21 protein-coding genes and 1 pseudogene are annotated in these 20,428 nt (G+C 36.5%); 12 read left to right on the forward strand and 10 right to left on the reverse strand.

What is annotated here, in order from left to right; all coding sequences use genetic code 11:
- Window positions 1–44: 44 nt before the first annotated feature.
- Window positions 45–656 (forward strand): cupin, encoded by a 612-nt coding sequence (locus tag FJR37_RS11365; protein WP_168466060.1) that lies wholly within the window; start codon window positions 45–47, stop codon window positions 654–656.
- Between the two features lie 362 nt (window positions 657–1,018).
- Window positions 1,019–1,489: an ArsC/Spx/MgsR family protein gene (locus FJR37_RS11370; RefSeq protein WP_168466061.1), complete on the forward strand. Its 471-nt coding sequence runs from the start codon at window positions 1,019–1,021 to the stop codon at window positions 1,487–1,489.
- Between the two features lie 234 nt (window positions 1,490–1,723).
- Here FJR37_RS11370 and FJR37_RS11375 read toward each other — a convergent pair whose 3' ends face one another.
- The 5 genes and pseudogenes from FJR37_RS11375 to FJR37_RS11395 form a co-directional block, all read right to left on the reverse strand.
- Window positions 1,724–3,046, reverse strand: a complete 1,323-nt coding sequence (locus tag FJR37_RS11375; protein WP_053541301.1) for a CO2 hydration protein — start codon at window positions 3,044–3,046, stop codon at window positions 1,724–1,726.
- Window positions 3,047–3,215: 169 nt separating this feature from the next.
- The gene (locus tag FJR37_RS11380; RefSeq protein WP_168466062.1) at window positions 3,216–4,709 is read right to left on the reverse strand and encodes an NADH-quinone oxidoreductase subunit M; all 1,494 of its coding nucleotides are present in this window, start codon (window positions 4,707–4,709) and stop codon (window positions 3,216–3,218) included.
- Window positions 4,710–4,911: 202 nt separating this feature from the next.
- Window positions 4,912–5,085: pseudogene (locus FJR37_RS11385) on the reverse strand (carbonic anhydrase); the annotation flags it as partial.
- Between the two features lie 154 nt (window positions 5,086–5,239).
- Window positions 5,240–7,099 carry an NAD(P)H-quinone oxidoreductase subunit F gene (locus FJR37_RS11390; protein WP_168466063.1) on the reverse strand — a complete coding sequence of 620 codons (1,860 nt, stop codon included), beginning with the start codon at window positions 7,097–7,099 and terminating at the stop codon, window positions 5,240–5,242.
- A gap of 303 nt (window positions 7,100–7,402) precedes the next feature.
- Complete coding sequence (locus FJR37_RS11395; protein WP_039201149.1) at window positions 7,403–7,597, reverse strand: hypothetical protein; 195 nt, start codon at window positions 7,595–7,597, stop codon at window positions 7,403–7,405.
- Window positions 7,598–7,913: 316 nt separating this feature from the next.
- Here FJR37_RS11395 and FJR37_RS11400 point away from each other — a divergent pair, with 316 nt between their 5' ends.
- Window positions 7,914–8,714 (forward strand): TdeIII family type II restriction endonuclease, encoded by an 801-nt coding sequence (locus FJR37_RS11400; RefSeq protein ID WP_039201148.1) that lies wholly within the window; start codon window positions 7,914–7,916, stop codon window positions 8,712–8,714.
- On the opposite strand, the gene FJR37_RS11405 is transcribed toward FJR37_RS11400, so the two are convergent.
- On the reverse strand, window positions 8,715–10,082 hold the full coding sequence (locus FJR37_RS11405; protein WP_168466064.1) for a DNA cytosine methyltransferase: 1,368 nt from the start codon (window positions 10,080–10,082) through the stop codon (window positions 8,715–8,717).
- Window positions 10,083–10,164: 82 nt separating this feature from the next.
- Between FJR37_RS11405 and FJR37_RS11410 the strand changes: the two genes are divergently transcribed.
- Both FJR37_RS11410 and FJR37_RS11415 read left to right on the forward strand, forming a co-directional pair.
- Complete coding sequence (locus FJR37_RS11410; RefSeq protein ID WP_168466065.1) at window positions 10,165–11,706, forward strand: NAD(P)/FAD-dependent oxidoreductase; 1,542 nt, start codon at window positions 10,165–10,167, stop codon at window positions 11,704–11,706.
- Window positions 11,707–11,967: 261 nt separating this feature from the next.
- On the forward strand, window positions 11,968–12,186 hold the full coding sequence (locus FJR37_RS11415; protein ID WP_052150100.1) for a hypothetical protein: 219 nt from the start codon (window positions 11,968–11,970) through the stop codon (window positions 12,184–12,186).
- 152 nt (window positions 12,187–12,338) lie between these two features.
- Here the strand turns inward: FJR37_RS11415 and FJR37_RS11420 are convergent, their stop codons facing one another.
- Window positions 12,339–13,523 carry a CBS domain-containing protein gene (locus FJR37_RS11420; protein ID WP_168466066.1) on the reverse strand — a complete coding sequence of 395 codons (1,185 nt, stop codon included), beginning with the start codon at window positions 13,521–13,523 and terminating at the stop codon, window positions 12,339–12,341.
- Window positions 13,524–13,769: 246 nt separating this feature from the next.
- Window positions 13,770–14,111: a recombinase family protein gene (locus FJR37_RS11425; protein WP_015079420.1), complete on the reverse strand. Its 342-nt coding sequence runs from the start codon at window positions 14,109–14,111 to the stop codon at window positions 13,770–13,772.
- 283 nt (window positions 14,112–14,394) lie between these two features.
- Here FJR37_RS11425 and FJR37_RS11430 point away from each other — a divergent pair, with 283 nt between their 5' ends.
- The 5 genes from FJR37_RS11430 to FJR37_RS11450 all read left to right on the forward strand — a co-directional run bounded on the left by FJR37_RS11430 (window position 14,395) and on the right by FJR37_RS11450 (window position 17,144).
- Window positions 14,395–15,051 (forward strand): nucleoside monophosphate kinase, encoded by a 657-nt coding sequence (locus tag FJR37_RS11430; RefSeq protein WP_168466067.1) that lies wholly within the window; start codon window positions 14,395–14,397, stop codon window positions 15,049–15,051.
- 192 nt (window positions 15,052–15,243) lie between these two features.
- Window positions 15,244–15,603: a co-chaperone YbbN gene (locus FJR37_RS11435; RefSeq protein ID WP_168466068.1), complete on the forward strand. Its 360-nt coding sequence runs from the start codon at window positions 15,244–15,246 to the stop codon at window positions 15,601–15,603.
- 12 nt (window positions 15,604–15,615) lie between these two features.
- A complete protein-coding gene (locus FJR37_RS27710; protein WP_371416116.1) occupies window positions 15,616–15,975 on the forward strand; it encodes a hypothetical protein in 360 nt (119 codons plus the stop codon).
- Complete coding sequence (locus FJR37_RS11445) at window positions 15,972–16,427, forward strand: CBS domain-containing protein (protein WP_051424254.1); 456 nt, start codon at window positions 15,972–15,974, stop codon at window positions 16,425–16,427. Before FJR37_RS27710 ends, FJR37_RS11445 begins: the two co-directional genes overlap by 4 nt.
- 159 nt (window positions 16,428–16,586) lie before the next feature.
- The gene (locus FJR37_RS11450) at window positions 16,587–17,144 is read left to right on the forward strand and encodes a CBS domain-containing protein (RefSeq protein ID WP_035081470.1); all 558 of its coding nucleotides are present in this window, start codon (window positions 16,587–16,589) and stop codon (window positions 17,142–17,144) included.
- Window positions 17,145–17,280: 136 nt separating this feature from the next.
- On the opposite strand, the gene FJR37_RS11455 is transcribed toward FJR37_RS11450, so the two are convergent.
- Entirely contained in the window at window positions 17,281–18,219 is a 939-nt protein-coding gene (locus FJR37_RS11455; protein WP_027401652.1) for a putative 2-dehydropantoate 2-reductase, read from the reverse strand.
- 117 nt (window positions 18,220–18,336) lie between these two features.
- Here FJR37_RS11455 and FJR37_RS11460 point away from each other — a divergent pair, with 117 nt between their 5' ends.
- Window positions 18,337–18,738: a fasciclin domain-containing protein gene (locus tag FJR37_RS11460; protein ID WP_039205000.1), complete on the forward strand. Its 402-nt coding sequence runs from the start codon at window positions 18,337–18,339 to the stop codon at window positions 18,736–18,738.
- Between the two features lie 456 nt (window positions 18,739–19,194).
- Window positions 19,195–19,524, forward strand: coding sequence for a hypothetical protein (locus FJR37_RS11465; RefSeq protein ID WP_168466069.1), 330 nt, complete (start codon window positions 19,195–19,197; stop codon window positions 19,522–19,524).
- 444 nt (window positions 19,525–19,968) lie between these two features.
- Here the strand turns inward: FJR37_RS11465 and FJR37_RS11470 are convergent, their stop codons facing one another.
- Entirely contained in the window at window positions 19,969–20,166 is a 198-nt protein-coding gene (locus FJR37_RS11470; RefSeq protein WP_168466070.1) for a hypothetical protein, read from the reverse strand.
- Window positions 20,167–20,428 lie beyond the last annotated feature (262 nt).

Consider the following 20,428-nt stretch of genomic DNA (forward strand, 5'->3'; position numbering starts at 1 on the left):
ATAATTTTTTTACCTAATTCTGCACAGTCAATATTTTAAAATTTATGCAAGGTCAGGATTTATTTGTTGCTGAAAATGGAGAATATCAAGTTTGTAAATCAGCAAGATCATGGGATTTATTGCGTGATAATTATCGTCTCTATCGCTTTTTAACTGAAGTCGAAGACGTTCTCAAAAATGTCGAAGATGAATCAACACGACTACCAGAAATTAGAATGTTGGTAAGACGATTAATGATAAATTCCTATTGGGTACAAAGTCAATCTTTACAACCTGATCCAAAAACGGGAATCTCTGTTTTACTATTATATGATGAATTAGGATTTCCCTTAACTGTACAAACAGTAACATTTGCACCGGGAACAACTTCTACTATTCATAATCATGGAACATGGGGAATAGTGGCAATCTTAAAAGGTCAGGAGAAAAATACATTTTGGAACCGTAGTTATCACCCAGAATTTCCTGATAAAATTGAAAAAACAGGAGAAATAAATTTATCCCCCGGTGATATTGTGAGTTTTACACCGCAAACAATACATCAGGTTCAAGCCATTGGTGAAGAACCAACAATAACATTTAATATTTATGGAGAAACTAACCCAAAACAGAGATTTGAATTTGATGTAACTAACCACATTGCTAAAAGATTTTAAAAGTAGTAGCAAAAAAAGAAATAACAGATTATGCTGATAAATATTAGAGAAAGTAAGTAGGTGAACACAATAAAACCAAACTGTGTAAAGAAACGTAAAATCGCTGAAAACTTCTTTACTATTGCCTCTTGCCTCTTGCCTCTTGCCTTGCTATAACGACAATTTTCAACGTCAACCTACTTAAGATCCCCGACTTCTTTTTAGATATTGTCAATAAATGAATAATTAATCTTAGAAGTCGGGGATCTAAGTGTTAGCTATCAATCAAAATAATCATCTTCCATCTGCGTTCATCTGCGTTTATCTGCGGTTAATTATTTCCTATCCAAACATCCAACCATAACCTTATAGGAGAAACAGCAATGGCTAGAGTAATTTTCTATGAAAAACCAGGCTGTAAAGGTGGTATAAAGCAAAAAGTTTTGCTAACAGCCGCAGGTCATGAAGTAGTAGTATATAACCTATTAACAGAACCTTGGACAGTGGAAAAATTGCGGTCATTTTTTGGCGATCGCCCTGTCAGTGAATGGTTCAATAAAGCTGCACCTATTGTAAAATCAGGAGAGGTGAATCCTGAAAACATCACCGCTGAAAATGCTTTAGTCATGATGCTGAGAGATCCCTTATTAATCCGTCGTCCCTTGATCCAAGTAGGGGATAAAAGAGAAGTAGGCTTTGATGTTGAGAAAATTGACGCATGGATAGGCTTAAAAGCTGTAGATGAGTCTTTAAAACAAATGAGTGAACACCTCATGCAGCAGAACCTCCAAGGCTGCACTCATGGACATAATCACGACCACCATCATGGTAAAGGTGGTTGTAAAAATCACTGATAATGACATGAGGTATTAAAAAATCTCTACCCGCTTCTTTCTTAGTTATCAAAGTTATTCAGAGAAAAAAGGCGGGTAAAAACAATAATTTATCGGTGTTGCTGATTAAGGGTATGAATTTTAGTCTCACGCAAAGGCGCAAAGGCGCAAAGGTAAGAGTTTTAAAGGTTAAATTTGGGAATTTTATACCTCAATTCAATATGGCTACGCCACGCAGGCTATCAGCAACACCATTTATCTATAATCCTGTGTTTGAATGTCCCGTAATCTCGCTGCATCACGCATACCATAATCAGTGCGAGTAAAGCGATTTAGCTGCATTTCAAAAAATTCCCGATTTGCTTGTAAATGCTTGGGGTTTTCATCATCTAAGGGATACAAAAGGGCAGTTCTTAAAGCTTGAATTACCGCCGATGTGACATTATACATTGAACGTTGAAAAGTAATCCCCAATTGAATCAAAATATCCTCTTCTCCTCGACAATATTCTTGATAATAATCAACAAGATATTGAGGCAAAAAGTGCAACATATCTTGCATTAATAATGTGGGGGGAATACCTGCTGTACCAACGGGAAAGACATCAGCGTAAAGAATGCCATAATGGAAGTCTTTTTGATCTTCTGGAACTTGTCCCGCTTGGGCATTATAAGACTTTGTCCCTCTAAATGGTGCTGTGCGATAAAAAACAGCTTCTACATAGGGTAATGCGGCTTCATATAACCAGGTAAAACCTTTAGATTTGGGGATGATTTCATAACATTCACCATCAATATAAACATGATGATAAATGGGACGACCGGCGATCGCAAATATGCCATTTACGAGAAAGTTCATGGCATCAGGTACACCTTGGAAACCACCTTCATCATAAATATCTGACATTTCAAAAAATACCGGTGCCATGACTTCCCAGAAAAGTCCGAGATTAGAATAATAGGACATCATCCGGCACTGTTCCAAAAACATATCGGGAAACAGTTTATAAAGTCCTAACATGAGGGGATTTTTCCGAAAATAAGCTTTAATGGCTTTATCAGCATTAGTTTTATATTCTTCGGAATCTAAATAGGCATCAAATTGATTAACAGGTGCATACATTTTACGATGCCATAACATAGCTTGCATACAAGCTTCCGCAAATTCCATGTTGATTCTGTCATGGAATAAATGATGGAAAATTTTCGGCATTTTGGTGGTTTCACCTTTTTCCATAAATGCCAAAAGTTCTGGGTGTGCAGTGGCTATACCTCGCCAAATTCTTAAATCAGCATCATCACCTGCATAGTGATTATGTAAGTCTAAATATTCTTGGGGTAAGAAATATTTAAAAGCTGGCAAAGGATCTAAAAATACTCTTTCGGCAATGTACAATAAGTCCCGCCAGTAGAAATCCATCGGTACAGCATAAGCTTTATAAATACCGATAATTTGCATGAGGTTTTCTGGAGTATCTGGCAACATTGAACCGCCAGCTTCTAAGCGATGAATAATTTCTGCAAATTCGTGTTTTGAAGGTGGGATTTTTGTATTTGGTTTAGCTGGAGTTTGTACCATAATATTTTTGTTTTGGTTAATAAATTTTTTTTGATTGCGGAACAGTTTTCTTCTCGTTCCCATACTCTGTGTGGGAATGAATTCTAGAAGGCTCTGCCTTCAATAATATTATAATTAGAGGCAGAGCCTCTGTGATAGCATTCCCAGTCGGAGACTGGGAACGAGATAACTACTTCAAGGCAATTACGGTTTTTGCGGTGGTGGGAACTGCCGCTACCATAGCGGTAGTTGTGGTTTCACTCCAACGCACTAACCAAACTGGTTGTACTCCTAAAAAGATGATTAAGGATGCCAAAATTAGCGCGGGGACTTTTTCATTCCATAATACTCTGGGATAGTAAGCTAGGTTATTTTGCAGTTTGCCAAAACAGGTACGGTTGAGAAGAATAACAAAATAAACTGCGGTTAAACCAGATGCTACTACACATAAAATTGTGGAAATTGGAAAGCTGGAAAAACTGCCTTGAAAGGAAATAAATTCGGCAATGAAACCTGTTAAACCGGGAATACCAGCACTAGCCATGCCACTTAAAACCAGTAAGGCACTAATTAATGGTAAACCGCGAATAGGACTCATTAAACCACTAAGTTTATCTAATTCTCTTGTCCCAACTTTGGTTTCAATAACTCCGACTAAATGGAAGAGAATAGCGAGAATAATTCCATGACTAAACATTTGGGCGACTGCACCAACTAAGGCTAAGGGTGTGGCGGCTGCTGCTGCTAGTAAAATATAGCCCATGTGTCCGATAGAACTATATGCTACCATGCGTTTGATGTCTTTTTGTGATATCGCTACAACTGCGCCATAAATCGCGCTAATTGCCCCCCAAATTGCTAAAGTTGGGGCGATAATCTGCCAAGTTTGAGGAAACATTCCCAAGCCAAATCGTAATAATCCATAAGTTCCCAGTTTCGCTAAGACTCCACCTAGCAAAATAGCGATAGGTGTGGAAGCTTCAACATAAGCATCTGGTAGCCAAGTATGGAAAGGAATTAATGGAATCTTGATACCAAAACCTAAAACTATTCCTGCTAATAATACTAATTGCATTCCCGCAGAAATGTTTTGAGTTGCCACAGCATCAAAGGCAAAACTATGAGAACCAGTTAACCACACCATTCCTAAAAATGTGGCTAAAATTAAAGCCCCAGAAATGGCGGTATAAATCAGGAATTTCATGCCTGCATAAGCTCGTTTTTCTCCTCCCCAAATAGAAATTAGTAAATAAAAGGGAATTAATTCCAATTCATAGAATAGGAAGAACAAAAGCAAATTTTCTGATAAGAAAGCGCCAGCAACGCCACCACTAACAAACAAAATCAGGGAATAAAATAACCGAGGACGTTCTATATCTTTACTGCTGCTATAAATAGCAATCCAAGTGAGTAAGCTATTTAACACCAACATTAATACTGATAGTCCATCAACTCCTAATTGATAATTCAAACCTAATGTTTCATTCCAAGGTAGATATTCTGTAAACTGCATCCCTGGATTGCTGATATCAAATTTTAACAAAATGAAAATATTCCACAGCAAAACTAAACCTGTGACGATTAAAGATACTAACCGAATCTGACTTGCAGGAACATTTTTTGCTGGATAAAAACCGATGATTATAGCGGCTATAATTGGTAGCCAAATTAAAACACTCAACATATTTATTAATTGGTAATTGTTAATTGATAATTAACCGCAGATAGAAGATGATGGACGCTGATAAACGCAGATAAATTTACAGTTGATTTACAGCGTTTCCCAATTGCATGATCATGATTTACATCATACTCCCCTCCTCGCTTGCGGGGAGGGGTTGGGGGTGGGGTTCTTATCCGTCACTCAACCAATAACCCCACCCAACTTAACTAACTAAACTGACTTTACCAGTATCTAAGTCGTAATAACCACCAACTATTTTAAGTTTGTTGGCTGCGATTAATTCAGCTAGAACTGGTGATGATTTCAATGTTTCAATTTGCACCAAAACGTTAGCTTTAACAGCATTTTCTAATTTATCTCCTGGTTGTCCTTGAGATTTCTCTACAGCTACACCAGCACTAATTACACCTGTACCTAATTGGAGTAAATTTCGGCGAGAAAGGTTTTTCTTAATCACTGGATTATCCTTAATATGATTTAGATGGTAATTATCATTTTAGATTATTATCAGCAATCTAAATCATAGATAGTTAGAAAATTAAATCCATGAGTTGAATTCCCCAGAAAGGCCATGTTACCCAAGCACCTAAAACACCAACTCCTAAAAGCACTGTTAAGGCATAAGATTGAGTTTGTCCATTGTTGCTATATTTCAAGCCTTCACCACCTAAAAGAGAAAATAAACCCACAAAATTGACGATACCATCTATTACAAATCTGTCCAGCATATCGGCAAATTTAGAAAGTTGGGCAACGCCGAAAATAATGGTAACTTTGTAAATTTGAGGGGTGTAAAAATCGTAAGCAAATAGGTTTTGTAAACCTTGCCAGGGTAAACGAATTGGTTTGGGAATGTTGCCTAAATAGATGATGCTACTAATACTACAACCGAAGATACTAGACCAAATTAATAGCAGGGCTACGTCTTTATTTAATGTTGCCCAGACGGGAAGTAATGATAAACTTTGTAAAACTAAAGGTAGATGCAAAACAAAGCCAGATAAAACCATCATTGGTAAAACCATCAACCATAAAGCTTCGGGAGAACGTTCACTCATTTGTTTGGGTTTACCACCAAAGATTAAAGCAAATTCTCTAGTTAAACTAAATGTAGTTAAAGCATTAACAAAAATTACTATTCCTACTAAAATCGGATGTGTTTCCCATAAACCATCAGCTAGTTTAAACAATGCCCAAAAACTACCTAAAGGGGGAAAACCAATTAAACCCAATGTACCGATAATAAATGCTATCCCAGACATGGGGCGGCGTGACCATAATCCACCGAGTTGGGTAACATCTTGGGTGACACTGTTCCAAACAATTCCCCCGGTACTCATAACTAATAATGCAGCGGACAAGGCATGGGTGAGGACTAATAATAATGCGGCTTCATCCTGCTGTGTGCCTACAGCAATAAATATCAAGCCCATGTAAACACTGACGGAATAGGATAAACAGCGTTTAATGTCAATTTGAGCGATCGCAATTAACGCCCCACCAATCGCTGTCACCGCCCCAATCGCCACTATCGTCGAAGATGCCACAGGTGATAAACTAAACACAGGTTGCAATTTAATTAATACCCATGCCCCACTTGCCACTACCACCGAACTCCGCAAAATTGTACTGGGAACAGGTCCCTCCATGGCCTCATCTAACCACAAATGCAAAGGAAACTGGGCGCATTTACCCATTGGCCCAGCAATTAATCCGAAACAGACTAAAGTGATAATTGTGGGGTCAACATTCGCCGTGGCCGCCCATGTAGTTAACTCTGTATAATTCCAAGTTCCTGAAAGTGTCCAAAGTCCCAACACACCCATTAATAAAAACAAGTCTCCCACCCGTTTAGTCAAAAAAGCATCTCGCGCCCCGGTGACTACTAAGGGCTGACTAAACCACAAACCTACTAATAGGTAAGTTCCCAAAGTCAGGATTTCCAGAATTACATAACTGAAAAATAAATCGTTACACAAAACTAAGGCACAAAGACCAGCTTCAAATAATCCCAATAAGGAAAAGAAGCGTCCCCAACCCCAGTCCATTTCCATATAACCAATGGCATATATCTGCGCCAGCAAGTTCAAGCCGGTAATAATAATTAACGCCCCTACGCTGACGGCAGAAATTTCTAAATTAATGGTTAGTTGTAACCCTGCTGTAGATAGCCAAGGAATAAATACTTCTTTAGCTGGATGATTCCAAATAGCAAAGAAAGCAAAGACGGCATGGAAAAAGGAGATAAAGGTCATCACCACGTTGACATATCCCGCCGGTCGAGGACCAGTTTTGCGAATGATTCCCGGCGACCAAGGTATAGCTAACAGCCCACCTATCAAAGCATAAACCGGAATTAGCCAAACAGTGTCTACTAAATACTGAGCCATTCAATTACCTCTATAGTTTGCAGCAAAGATTAAAGAAAACACACCAAATAGCGTTGATCCCTATCAACTTAGTGATGACAGACAATGAAAATTTATCTTTATTTAATATTGTTAGAAATAGCTTACCTTTATCTGTGCCAAAAAGGAATTATTTAATTAGACAAATTCACGATATTTTCTGTAAAGAATTCTTATATTTCAATAGATTGAATTATCAAATGGTAACTATTATTTTTAGTCTATGGATTGTATTTGTCTATAGTATCTATAGTATAGGGGCGGCATTTTCCACCCCGATCAAATTCACACTTTAGCAATTATGTCAAGCTGCAAATTGGGTAAATTACTTTCCGCAATGATCACTGCTGGGCTGAGTTGGCTAATGGGCGCTGGTTTCATATCCCGGTAATCAATAATCTGGACAACAATTAGGTATGCGATCGCCAAAAGTATAGAAATTGCCCCTGTAATAATCGCAACTATCTGAGAACGGTTCATAAGTATTTCCTACAAATTAAGTTATTGAGAGACTTCTATATCTAGATTGCCATAAATCCTGAAATCAGTTTCATTTGCCAAAATATATCTGAAGCTGATAGGATAACGAAAATGACAGTATGTAGCACTAAATTAATATGTTTAATTTAAAAGGGATCAAAACAATGGCGTTCGCGGACTGTGTGCCTTATACTAAGTAGTCCGTAAGAATCGCCTAACTAATGTAATGTTTTCTTAGACAACAAAATCACCTGTAGCCATATCAAAACTTTCTTATACGCTTCTAATTACACAAAAACATCAAAATAATTAAATTATGGATGAGCATATTAAAGAAATAATAAAAGAAAATCTGAAAAAATCAATTAGAAATTTTTTCAAAGGTAAGAAAATAGAAAATTACCAAGTATTAGATGATATTTTTCCCAAAGAAAGACGAATACGTTCTCTGATTGGTGGACTAGAAACAAGTTTAGGAACAACTTGCTGGGAACCTATAGCTAAAACTTTAGCAGAATTAAATGGATTTGAAATCGTTACTGAAAAAATATTACGTCCTCAACCATTTCCTAAAGAATTAGATATTGAACTAAATAAGCTAATTTCCGAACGTGAAAATAAATATAATGGAAATATTGTTGATACGCAAGAATGTATACAGCGACTTAAACAAGCTGCTTTGAAAATTAATCCCGAAGAAATCATCAAATACACATCTCCTCCTTCTGGAACAGGTGTAGATATTCATTTTTCCAAAAATTGTATTGAATATGTTTTTGATATTAAAACTACACAACCAAATCAAAGTGGTTTCAAAGGATTTAACAAACAAATTCTAGAATGGTATGCTTACAGATTTGCTAAAAATCCTCATGCTAACTTAGAAGCACGTATCGCTATTCCTTTTAATCCTTTTAAAAAATCTTGGTATGAAAAGCAAAAGAGTATGCTATCTAGTTCACCTCTAGATACTACCCAAGATATATGGGTTGAAAATGAATTTTGGGATTTTTGTTCTGGAAAGGAAAATACATTTGAGGAGTTACAATCACTTTTTGTTGAATTAGGACAAGAAAACTTTGCAGAAGAATTTCGTGATATTTTTTATCCGAATTAGTTAGATATCAAGAATCTTTAGTAATTCTTTAGCTACATATTCAACAACAGGTACAGGAACAGCATTACCAAACTGTTTTTTAGCAACCTCATCTTTTTTATGGTATTCAAAATTCAGAGGAAATCCTTGTAATTTACAAGCGTGTTTTGCAGTAATGGGTATATATTTCTGCGGTTGATAAATTTTTTCTAAGAAAAGATTTTTATATTCCTGTGGATGATTAGCATGAATAGACACAGTTGCAATATAGTCTTTAGAACCAGTAGCAGTTAAAGTTGGGAAAATTTCAGCAGTAGGTAAAATAATTCTATAAATATTATTAATACCTGTCATATTTTTAGAATTTACAAATTCATATTTATGATCAGATGTTAACCGGAATATTCCTTTTTTAACTAAAATATTTAATTCATTTATCCCTATATCAATTATTATTTCTCGAAAATTGTCAAAAGATAAAGGATTACCATCTTTATTGCCATATTTTTTACTTCTTCTATATTTAAGAAGTGTTAAGCAAATCATTTTTTCTCTATCACTCGTATTGATAATATCCCAAGAGTGAATTGTTGTATGTCCATTCCTTAAATCAGAAAAAATGAAAAAATCATTTAACTCATCATCTTTTTGAAATCTCGTTCTTGATGGTGGAATTACACCTTTAAATAAAGTATTTGCATCTAGTTTAACTTTTTCAACAAAATTAATATTTTTTAATTCATCCAAAATATCTAGAACTTTTGGGTGAATATTTAAAGGTTTAGGAAATTTATACTCCTGACATCTTTCTATATCCCTTCTAATCCCAACAATAAAAACTCTATCTCTATTTTGAGGTAAACCAAAATCGTAAGCATTAAGAACTTTCCATTTCACGCAATATCCTGTATTTGCTAATTCGTTAAGAATCAGTTCCAAATTATCCCGATTTTTAGGACTTGCTAATCCACTAACATTTTCAAAAATGAATCCTTTCGGTTGATTTTTATTCACTAGTCGAATTACATCAAACCATAATTTTCCTCGCTTGTCTTCAAATCCTCTTAAACAACCGGCAACAGACCAAGGTTGACAGGGAACACCACCGACAATGATGTCAACACTATGTGGAAGTTGACTAATTTTTGTGATATCTCCTAATTCAATTTCATGTTTATTAAAGTAACTAATAAAATTTTGCTGATAAACTTTAATTGCTTGTTTGTCTATTTCAGAATAGCCTAAACATTGACCACCTAATTTATCTAAAGCAATTCTAAATCCACCAATACCAGCAAAAAGATCAATAAAAGTGAATTGTTTTTGATGAGTTACTAATTTTAGAGGTAATTCTACTTGTTTTGATATTGGTGAAAATATAGATTTCATATTTGTTAGCTATTGTATCAACTAACTATTACATAGTTATAAATTTAGTATATCATCAAATACACAGATGGAATTAAATTTTATGTCCCTAACCGAAGAAATTCTTTCCCAACTCCCAGGCGATGTTTTAGGCGGCTTGCGTCGTACTGACAGCATATTAGCATCGTTGCGAAAAGGTAACGCACCCATACCCAACGTAGTTAAAGAAAATCCCAAAAATTTAGAATCTGTAGAATTTGATGTCATTATTTGCGGTGGAACTTTAGGAATTTTGATTGGTTGCGCCTTAGCTGTACGTGGTATGGACGTAGCCTTACTAGAAAGGGGAATTTTGCGCGGAAGAGAACAGGAATGGAATATTTCTCGCAAAGAGTTAGAAGTATTTCGGGAATTGGAATTGTTGACAGCAGACGAATTAGCACAAGCTATCGTCACAGAATATAATCCCGCAAGAGTTAGCTTTCAAGGAGGTACAGAAGTATGGGTAGAAGATGTTCTTAACATTGGTGTTAATCCTATTTATCTTTTGGAAACCTTAAAAACCCGCTTTCTTAAGCTTGGAGGAAAGTTATTTGAAAATACACCATTTAATGATGCAGTAGTTCACCCAAATGGAGTTATGCTCAATAACCAATTTACCGCGAAATTGTTATTGGATGCTATGGGAAATCTTTCCCCCATTAGCCAACAAGCGCGTCAAGGAAAAAAACCAGATGCGCTTTGCTTGGTTGTGGGAACTTGTGCGAAAGGATTTCCGAAAAATGACTCAGGGGACTTGTTGTTATCTTTCACAGCTTTGGAAAATCAATGTCAATATTTCTGGGAAGCTTTTCCAGCTAAGGATGGTAGAACCACATATTTATTTACTTATATGGATGCCGATGCACAACGATTAAGTTTAGAAACTTTATTTGATGAATATTTACGCCTGTTACCAGAATATCAAGGTGTGGAAATTAATCGCCTAAATTTTCAACGGGCGTTGTTTGGTTTCTTTCCTAGTTATCGTCAAAGTCCTCTGCAAACCCCTTGGAGTCGGATTTTACCAGTGGGAGACAGTAGCGGGAATCAATCACCTTTAAGCTTTGGTGGTTTTGGGGCTATGGTGCGTCATTTACAAAGGTTAACTTTGGGAATTGCAGAAGCACTAAAAACTGATCAATTATCTGCCCAATCTTTGGCAATATTGCAACCCTATCAACCGAGTTTAAGTGTAACTTGGTTATTCCAAAAAGCGATGAGTGTAGGTGTAAATCAGAAAATTGATTCCCATCAAATTAACCAATTACTCTCCGCTGTATTTGCCCAAATGCAGCAGTTAGGAACACCTGTTTTAAGACCTTTTTTACAAGATATTGTTCAGTTTGGGGCGTTAACAAAAACTTTGTTAAAAACTGGTTTATCTCATCCTTTATTAGTTGCGAAAATCATTCCCCAAGTTGGTTTATTGAGTTTGTTAGATTGGATGTTACATTATGTTAATTTAATTGTGTATACTAGTTTGTTCTCTCTAAGTCCAAGATTAGAAATATTAGTTAATAATCTATCACCAGAAAACCGATATTATTGGCATCGGTTAATAGATAAATGGAAGTTTGGTTCTGGTAGTGATTATTCTGAATAATACAGCACTTTCCGGTGTGATGAGGTACATATCCAGCGGGCAAGATGCCCGCACTACAAGAGTTTCATAATTCAAGTTTGTACCTCATTAGAGCGGAATCTGCTGTATCTGGTAAATGGTTATGAATAGAGGTTTTGTGATTTTATACGTCAAATTAGTTTAACGCTCCCATTGACATAGTATTAATATTGATACTATTATTTATTTAATGCTAATCATAAGCATCTTACCTATCCTATAAAAAAATTGAGGAAATGGAAGATGGTTAACTATACCCACTACACATATAAAGTTACTTGGTCGGAAGAAGATCAAGAATTCGTGGGATTGTGTGCTGAATTTCCCAGTCTGTCTTATCTTCATAAAGATCAGAATGCTACACTCAAAGGTATTACAGATTTAGTAAAAGATGCAGTAACTGATATGGAATCTAATGAAGAGCTAGTTCCAGAACCCAGGGCAAACGCATCTTATTTTTAGAATGCTTACTAAACAATAGTCGGCGTTGCTGAATTAGGGTATGAAATTGAAAAATCAATGATTTCAAACTCTTACTCTCTGCGCCTCTGCGCCTCTGCGTGAAACAAAATCATACTCTTAATCAGCAACGCCCAATAGTCCTATATATTTTTTCAGCTATGAAGACAATGGCGGATTTTTTGCATCTCCGTTGTCGCTAAACCTAAATACATTTGCTGTAATTCTGTGGATAAATCAGGGTTTTTGATCAAATGTTCTATCCGGCTTTGCACAGTAGCAATCAAGTTATCTAAGTTTTCGTCAGCAACTATATGTTGTTTCTGTATCTGCTTTAAGTCTGGCTGTAGTGGTAGTTCGGTGGAGTTACTTTGGTTATGGAAAGATTTAGCTTTTTCGGTTTCTAATTGAGCTACAGTTATTTGTAATGTTTCTATGACTCCATACATCTCCAGTGGATCAAATATTCGCAACAAGCTGGTTTGAGTGACGATAGCTAACTTTGCTCCCCAATCCCAGGATACAACTAATCGCTGCACTCGTCGCTGCTGCATTTCTTGATGGGCAGACCAGAGGGAATCTTCTGGACTTAGCAAAAATAAGGGTGTACTCATCACTGTTTTTGCCTCAATTTGAGCCAAATTTAATCCCAATGCTTGAAATTGTACGATGTCTCTTTCTGTCACAATTCCTACTGGTTTAAAAGCTGATAAGACATCGTTCCAGGAATCTGTTTTGACTATCACCACGCAACTAACTTGATTCTCCGCCATCATCTGCGCCAAGCTGAGTACAGAAGCTGTAGGTGGTGCATGAATTACCTGAGTGGTCATTACTTCTGACACCCGCCGCATTTTCAGCAAGTTGGTGGGGCGCAAAACTTGCCTAATACTTTCTGGGGAGACAATCCCCACGAGTTGTTTCTCTGCATTGGTTATCACTAAGTGGCGAATGCGATATCGTCGAAACAAAAACAGTGCAGCAAAGATATCCCGAAATGCAGTTTCCGCTAAGGTTATGACTGGATGCACCATGACATCAGCTATTTTCACATCAGCAAAATTTCTACCCGCCGCTGTAAGTTTGACAATATCTCGCTCTGTGAAAATACCCAGTATTTCTGTTTTTTCCATGACTAAAATACAACTTGAACGCGTACCTCCCATGGAACTAAAGCCAATTGCTGAATCAAAATCAGGTAATAAACAACTATTACCTCGCGTCTGATTCATTAAATTCACAACATCAATTAGGGAAGTCTGGGGCGCAACAACCAGTGGATACCTATCTATCGCCTCTTCTAAACAGGGAACGCCAATGAGTGGGTCATCAATTTGCATGGTTCACAATAGCTGATGAAGTTAATTTATGAAGTTTTGTAAAGTTTTTTGTCATATACATATTATTTCTACAAATTTCAGTTATGATACGAGGGATGTAAAGGATAAATCGAGGAAACAGTTTACATATAAAGGGTTTAACGATTAAAAGGTAAATGGGGGGATAAAATTCAAACTGGCCTATCCAAATAGGGGCAAAAGAAGACATTTTTGCTTTATGGTTCTAAATCAGAGCCAATAAGTACATCAGTCTTCATCCATGCCAGAAATCCTCTGTATTTTACCATATAGCCTGTCTAGGACTCTTTTAACTGATACAGGTTGCCACTGACTGCCTCGCTTGGTTGTATATCCTTGCTGGTTAAGCCATGCGGCAATTTGTGGAAGTGATTTTCCTGACTTGTGGTGACGGCGAATTAATTCAATGATCTGTTGTTCAGATGGATTCTCTACTAGTTCACCATTAACTGACTGTTGACCAAAAGCAGGTGAACCATAGCCGGCATAGCCGCCACTGGCAGCTTTCGCTTTCCTGGCTTGGTCTAGCTTTTCCCACAGGTAAGAGTCTTTTGATTTTTCAGTTGCCATAGTTTTGAGAATTCAATCACCTCTGTAGATATGATATCTCAAATATTGGTTATTCCTAGAGGAATCCTATATTTGGGGATTGTAAGTAATTGGACAAAAATATTTACAGTCATTGCGAGCGAAGGGAAGCAATCACAACCCTTGGAATTGCTTCATTTTACTTCGTTATATATGGCTAACGCCACGCTGCGCTAACGCAATGGCATTGTGTAATTAATTCTGTCTCACTACTTATTGGTTGTTGATTTCATCTCATTTTCAGTTGGAAATAGGGGGTGTTTGAATGCGATTGATTTTCTTGGGAGTACCGGGTGCTGGCAAGAGTACCCAGGGGGCAGCACTGTCAAGCCAATGGCAAATTCCGCATATTTCCATTGATGATATATGCCGTCAGGCGATCGCCAAGGAGACTTCTTTCGGCTTAAAAGTCAAGCCCTATATAGAAAGAGGTGATGTAGTTCCAGATGATTTCCTGCTGAATATCATTCGCCAACGCTTAAATCATGCCTCTGCTCAACAGGGTTGGATTCTGGATGGATTTCCTGGTAACTTATCCCAGGCGAAACTTCTTGATCAACTACTATTAGAAATCCAGGCTAAAAACCACAATGCTTCATCAAAACAGCTTTACGACCAAGTTTTTAGCTTTTATGTCCCCATTGATGTTTTGTTGCCAAGGTTACTGCAACAAAGCCGCCTAGATGATACTCGTGATAACATTTACAAGCGAATAGAAATCTATCATGAGCATTCTGCGTCCTTAATTCAGTATTATCGCCAACAAAATTGTTTAACCATGATTAATGGCGATCGCTCAGTTGAAATAGTAACTCAGTTTTTACAAGATTCCTTTGCCAAATCTTATTTAACAGCAAATAAAAAAAATTTAACTGCTGGAAAAATATCAATCAAATCAGGAAAAAATATTTTATCTGCATGACACAAAAATAAAGTAAAATTCCTGCCTATTTTATGCGAAAGAAAAGAAAAATCAAAAGATTACAATTTCTATGGCATCAGAGTTATAGAACTTCTGAGCCTTGCGTTACCTCAACAAATAACCTCAATTATTTGACAATTTTCCATCTTACAACTACATAATCACCAATTTAAATTTTTGCTGGAGAAACCTATGGCTACTTCTGAAAGTCTGAATGAAAGTCTTGTTAAATATATCCAAAAATCAGAATTTGAATCGCTCTTAAAGGCGAAAGAGTTGTTTGTCATGGACTGCACCGCAACTTGGTGCGGACCTTGTAGGATGGTTGCTCCTTTAATGGATCAACTGGCTGAAGAATACAAAGATCAGGCAAAAGTAGTCAAATTAGATGTTGGTGACGGCGAAAATCAAAGCATTGCTAAAGAGTACGGTATTCGCAGTATTCCCGCAGTTATGTTTTTCAATCATGGTGAATTATCAGAAATAGTTGTTGGGGTAGTTCCCTATGAGAAATTCACCACAGCTTTAAACAAAATACTTTCACCTTCTTGAGGGGGTTTCTCCATGCAGAGAGCGTATATATTTCCATGTCCTAATTGCGGTAGTGAAGCAAAACGTCAGTTTTTAACTGATGGAAAACTAGCTCACAAGCATTCTTTGATGAATCAAATTATCCGCACAGAGTGTCCAGTTTGTGACTACCTGATGGTAATACGCTCTCTGGATGGAAGTGTCATTGAAGCTTACGCACCCGGAATACCAAGTAATTTTCAACCATTAACTACATCTAATCTTTCCCCAGAAGTGTCTAAGCAGCAAATATTAGAAATGAGTAAATCTATTTTATTCTCCCCCATATGTAGACATTTACCAAATGAAAATCCCAAAAATTCATACTCATTACTTTCAGGATTTCAACCATGATTAAAGCTGAAGACATAATGACCACAGAAGTTGTCACAATCCGTGGTTCAGCAACCGTAGCCGAAGCTGTAGCACTGATGAAAGAACGCCATCTGCGCTCTTTAATTGTCGAACCTCGCACAGAAAATGACCCCTATGGCATGATCACTGAAACTGATATTGTTTATAAAGTTGGTGCTTATGGTCAAGACCCCAAACAAGTGCGAGTCTATGAAATTATGACCAAGCCTTGTATTGTCGTCAATCCTGAGCTTGGTGTGGAGTATATAGCCCGCTTATTTGCCAATACAGGCATCCGTCGCGCTCCTGTAATTAAAGGTAAGCTATTAGGAATCATCTCAATTACTGATATTCTCAGAAAAAGTGACTTTGTGGAAAATCCAAAAAGCTATTTTGAGATGTATTGTCAGGAATTTCCCGATGCTTTAGAAGCCAGAGTTTACGAAGATTAAATCCAATAACTCATGGTTTTTTGCCCAGGTAAGCATACTCATTTACATAAGAATAATGAGCAATCTGGAGAAAGCTGAAACGGGATTTTTGCAAATTCATTACAATTCACAAGTTACCCACAAATTTCAATCCAACTATTGATAGGAACTTATAAACCGATGATGAAAGCTGAAGACATAATGACCACAGAAGTTGTAACAATTCGTGGTTCAGCAACCGTAGCAGAAGCTGTAGATTTAATGAAATATAAAGGTTTGCGATCTTTAATTGTTGAACCTCGCACAGAAAATGACCCCTATGGTATGGTCAGTGAAACTGATATTGTTTATAAAGTTGCTGCTTACGGTAAAGACTCCAAACAAGTGCGAGTTTATGAAATTATGACCAAGCCTTGTATTGTTGTCAATCCTGAACTTGGTGTGGAGTATGTAGCCCGCTTATTTGCCAATACAGGCATCCGTCGCGCTCCTGTAATTAAAGGTAAGCTATTAGGAATCGTCTCAATTACCGATATCCTCAGAAAAAGTGATTTGTTTGAAAATCCAAAACGCATCTTTATTGAAGACGAAATAGAAGTTGCACGGGAAGAAGCGAGAACAATTTGTACAACTAAGGGCGATTCTTCTCGTGAATGTGCAGCAGCTTGGGATATTGTAGAAGAACTTCTGGCAGTAGCATCTGACCAAAGATTAGTGAAGGAGAATGTTGTCGAATAAATATTATTTGCCTTGCCTGATTTGCCCAAAATTCTCATAGGGGTAAAGGTTTTTTCTTGCCTTTGTCCCTTTAAATAACACCTATAGAGATAGTTGATTTGTCCATTTTTTTTAGAGGATGAGTCAGGATTTAGATTTAACTTCTATTTTTCATATCCAAAAACTTTAATTGTTGATATAAACAACGAATTTGCTGCAAATTTACACCTGCTAATTCTGCTTTTCTTAATGGATTACCAAAAATTGCGTCTACTTCTAAAGGACGCTTTTCATCAAAATCAATTTTCATACTGGTGCGGTAGGGTTTCATTTTTGTGGTGTAATCTAACATGGTTTGAATAAAACTTTCAGGAATGATTCTCCCGGTACTTTTTGCCCCTGCGACTACCTCCCACATCAAACTTTCCACTAACTGACGAGTGTGAATATCCGTCATCAATTCATCTGTTCTCCCATCAAGAATTACAGATAAGCCATTATAGGGAATATTCCAGACTAACTTTTTCCAACGTCCTAATAGTAGATCTTCTAACATTTCTATAGATATACCAGCATTTTCAAAATCTGTGGTAACTTCCCGCATTTTTTTAGTAATGCCGGTTAATTGATAATTAGATTTATACTCACCTAAAGTAATTTGTCCATAATCTAAATGATGAATATGTCCTGGTCCAACTTTATTAGCACAGAGAAAACATAAACCCCCAATAATGCTGACATTATTGACAATTTCTGCAACTTCTGCTTCTATATCCAGTCCATTTTGTAATACCAATACTACCCCGTCATCTTTAACTATTGGTGGTAATAAATGGGGTAAAAGTTGATTTTGGGTTGTTTTTAGTGATATTATTACCACATCACAGGGTGGCATTTTGTCTACATTGTTATGAGCATTAACTTGGGAGAGGGTGAAATCACCGTCTTTAGACTCAATAATGAGACCATTTTCCCTTACCTGTTGGTAATCACTTTTGAGTAAATAGTGAACTTCTAAACCAGATTTTTGGAGTTTTGCGCCATAAAATCCACCTAATGCGCCGGTTCCTAATATTGCATAAGTGCGTTTATCCATTTGATGTATAAAAAAAACTGAAGAAAATCATCAGACTATATTTTATCAGAATTGTCATTAATAAAACTTAAACATGATTTACTATCTTGTAGAAGCTTTGCTAGAGAGGTAAAATTCATGGCTGATATTGTTGATATTGCAGTTAGTAATGATGCGTTTAAAACTTTGGTAGCTGCTGTTTCTGCTGCTGGGTTAGTGGAAACATTAAAAAGTCCGGGTCCATTCACCGTGTTTGCACCCACTGATGACGCTTTTGCTAAGTTACCACCAGGCACAATTACAACTTTATTACAAAATATTCCCCAGTTAGCACGGATTTTAACCTATCACGTTGTTTCTGGAAAGTTAACAAAGGATGATTTAGCGAAACTAGGTACAGTCAATTCTGTGGAAGGTTCTCCCATCAAAATTAATTGTGAAGATGGTTTTGAGGTGAAAAACGCCACAGTTTTAGCAGCAGATATTATTGCTGATAATGGTGTAATTCACGTTATTGATACTGTGATTTTGATGGGTTAGTCCCACAAGCTGAATTTTTTGATTTTGACATTCTGATAGAGACGCTGGAAGCAACGTCTCTATATACTAAACACGGGTGAGATCTAAACTTTTGCCAAATGACAAAGAACCCAGATGTGTAGGGGTTTAGCTCATACTTTACCCCCTACCTTTAGAATCAAACAATCAAGCCGTTTTGAGTAAGTAGGTGAACAGAATAAAACCAATCTGTGTAAAGAAAAGTAAAATCGCCCAAACCCTCTTGCATGAGTGCCTCTTGCCTTGCCATAACGACGATTTTCAATGCTAACCTACTTATAATTAAAATTAAGAAATTGAGTTGTTAGGGCTAATTCTTTAAAAAATGTAACATAAATGGTGTAACCACTCACTTTTGAGATAAGATTACTTAAGTAACCTGGAATTTATAATAAAACCTAATCATAAGAACCTACAATTACCTATCCCCCAAAATTAATGTTAGATTTTCACACCTTAACTGAATTTTCCCGCAATCACTGTATAGGTATCTGTGGCTTTCTAGTCCCGGCTAATGTCTTGACTACCTTATTAACGATTATCCTCGCGTTTCTAAATCGTCCCATGCGTCAAGTCTGGGCATCTGTGACACTAGCCTGTACATTTGCTGCAATCATGATGCTGCACGTTTATACTTGGTTTATGATTGGTGTAGTGATGTTACCCACGTATGTCTTGTTATCCCTAGCTGTCACCTGTTTATTAACTAATCTTTTAGTAATTATCTGGCGGGGAAATCCTCTACAATTATTTTCTCTAGGTAAATAATGACAGTATATCCCCACTACTTCCTGTAGGCTATGATTTATTTAATGATGATACTAGTTTTCTGAATGAACTAGCTACCGACGAAATACAAACCATTCTCGGTAGTGGTCATCATGGCAGTCATTATGGTGGTTATAGCGGCAGTTATAGCGGCAGTTATATCGGTGGTTATAGCGGCAGTTATAGGGGTGGTTTTTCTCACTAACACTAAACATTGCTAGAGTAAAATCCCCGACTTCTTAAAGAAGTCGGGGATATAGAAAGTTGAAATAAAATTACGTTTTTACTTCTAACTTTTGATTGATTTGGATATTAGCCACGATCATTCCTCTTTGAGATATTTTCTTGACCAAAAATACATAAACAGTCAGAATAGTAGTAAAAGTAGAAATTACTATTCTAACTATTAGTAATAGCTGTTAGTTAACAGCTATCTTTTGAATTTTAATAACCCCAATATCTCCCGTTATGACTTTTGTGAGAGTAATGATGGTTGTGATGAGAATGACAGCTATAATGATGATAACCACCACCGAGAACGTTTTGTACTTCATCGGTAGCTAGTTCATTCATAAAACTAGCAGCATCATTAAATAAATCATAACCAACAGGAAGTAATGCGGATATTTGGATATTAGCCATGATAATTCCTCCTTGTATGTATTATCTTGATAAAAGATAAGTAAGATTAGATGTGATATGCACTAACCTTAGTTTTTATTCTTTCAAAAAGAATTTATAAATTCAAGGCTTTAATCCCAATGAATAAGACGTTATTGAAATAGTTTTGTCTAGTTATTGATGGCAATTAGTAATTATTTTTTCTTGACTAAAAGACTTTTTATTTTGATTTTTTGCTATATGGTAGAGATGTTTCATGCAACATCTCTAGAAAAAAGTTATT

The organism is Aphanizomenon sp. UHCC 0183 (assembly GCF_009712065.1).
Taxonomy (GTDB): Bacteria; Cyanobacteriota; Cyanobacteriia; order Cyanobacteriales; family Nostocaceae; genus Dolichospermum; species Dolichospermum heterosporum.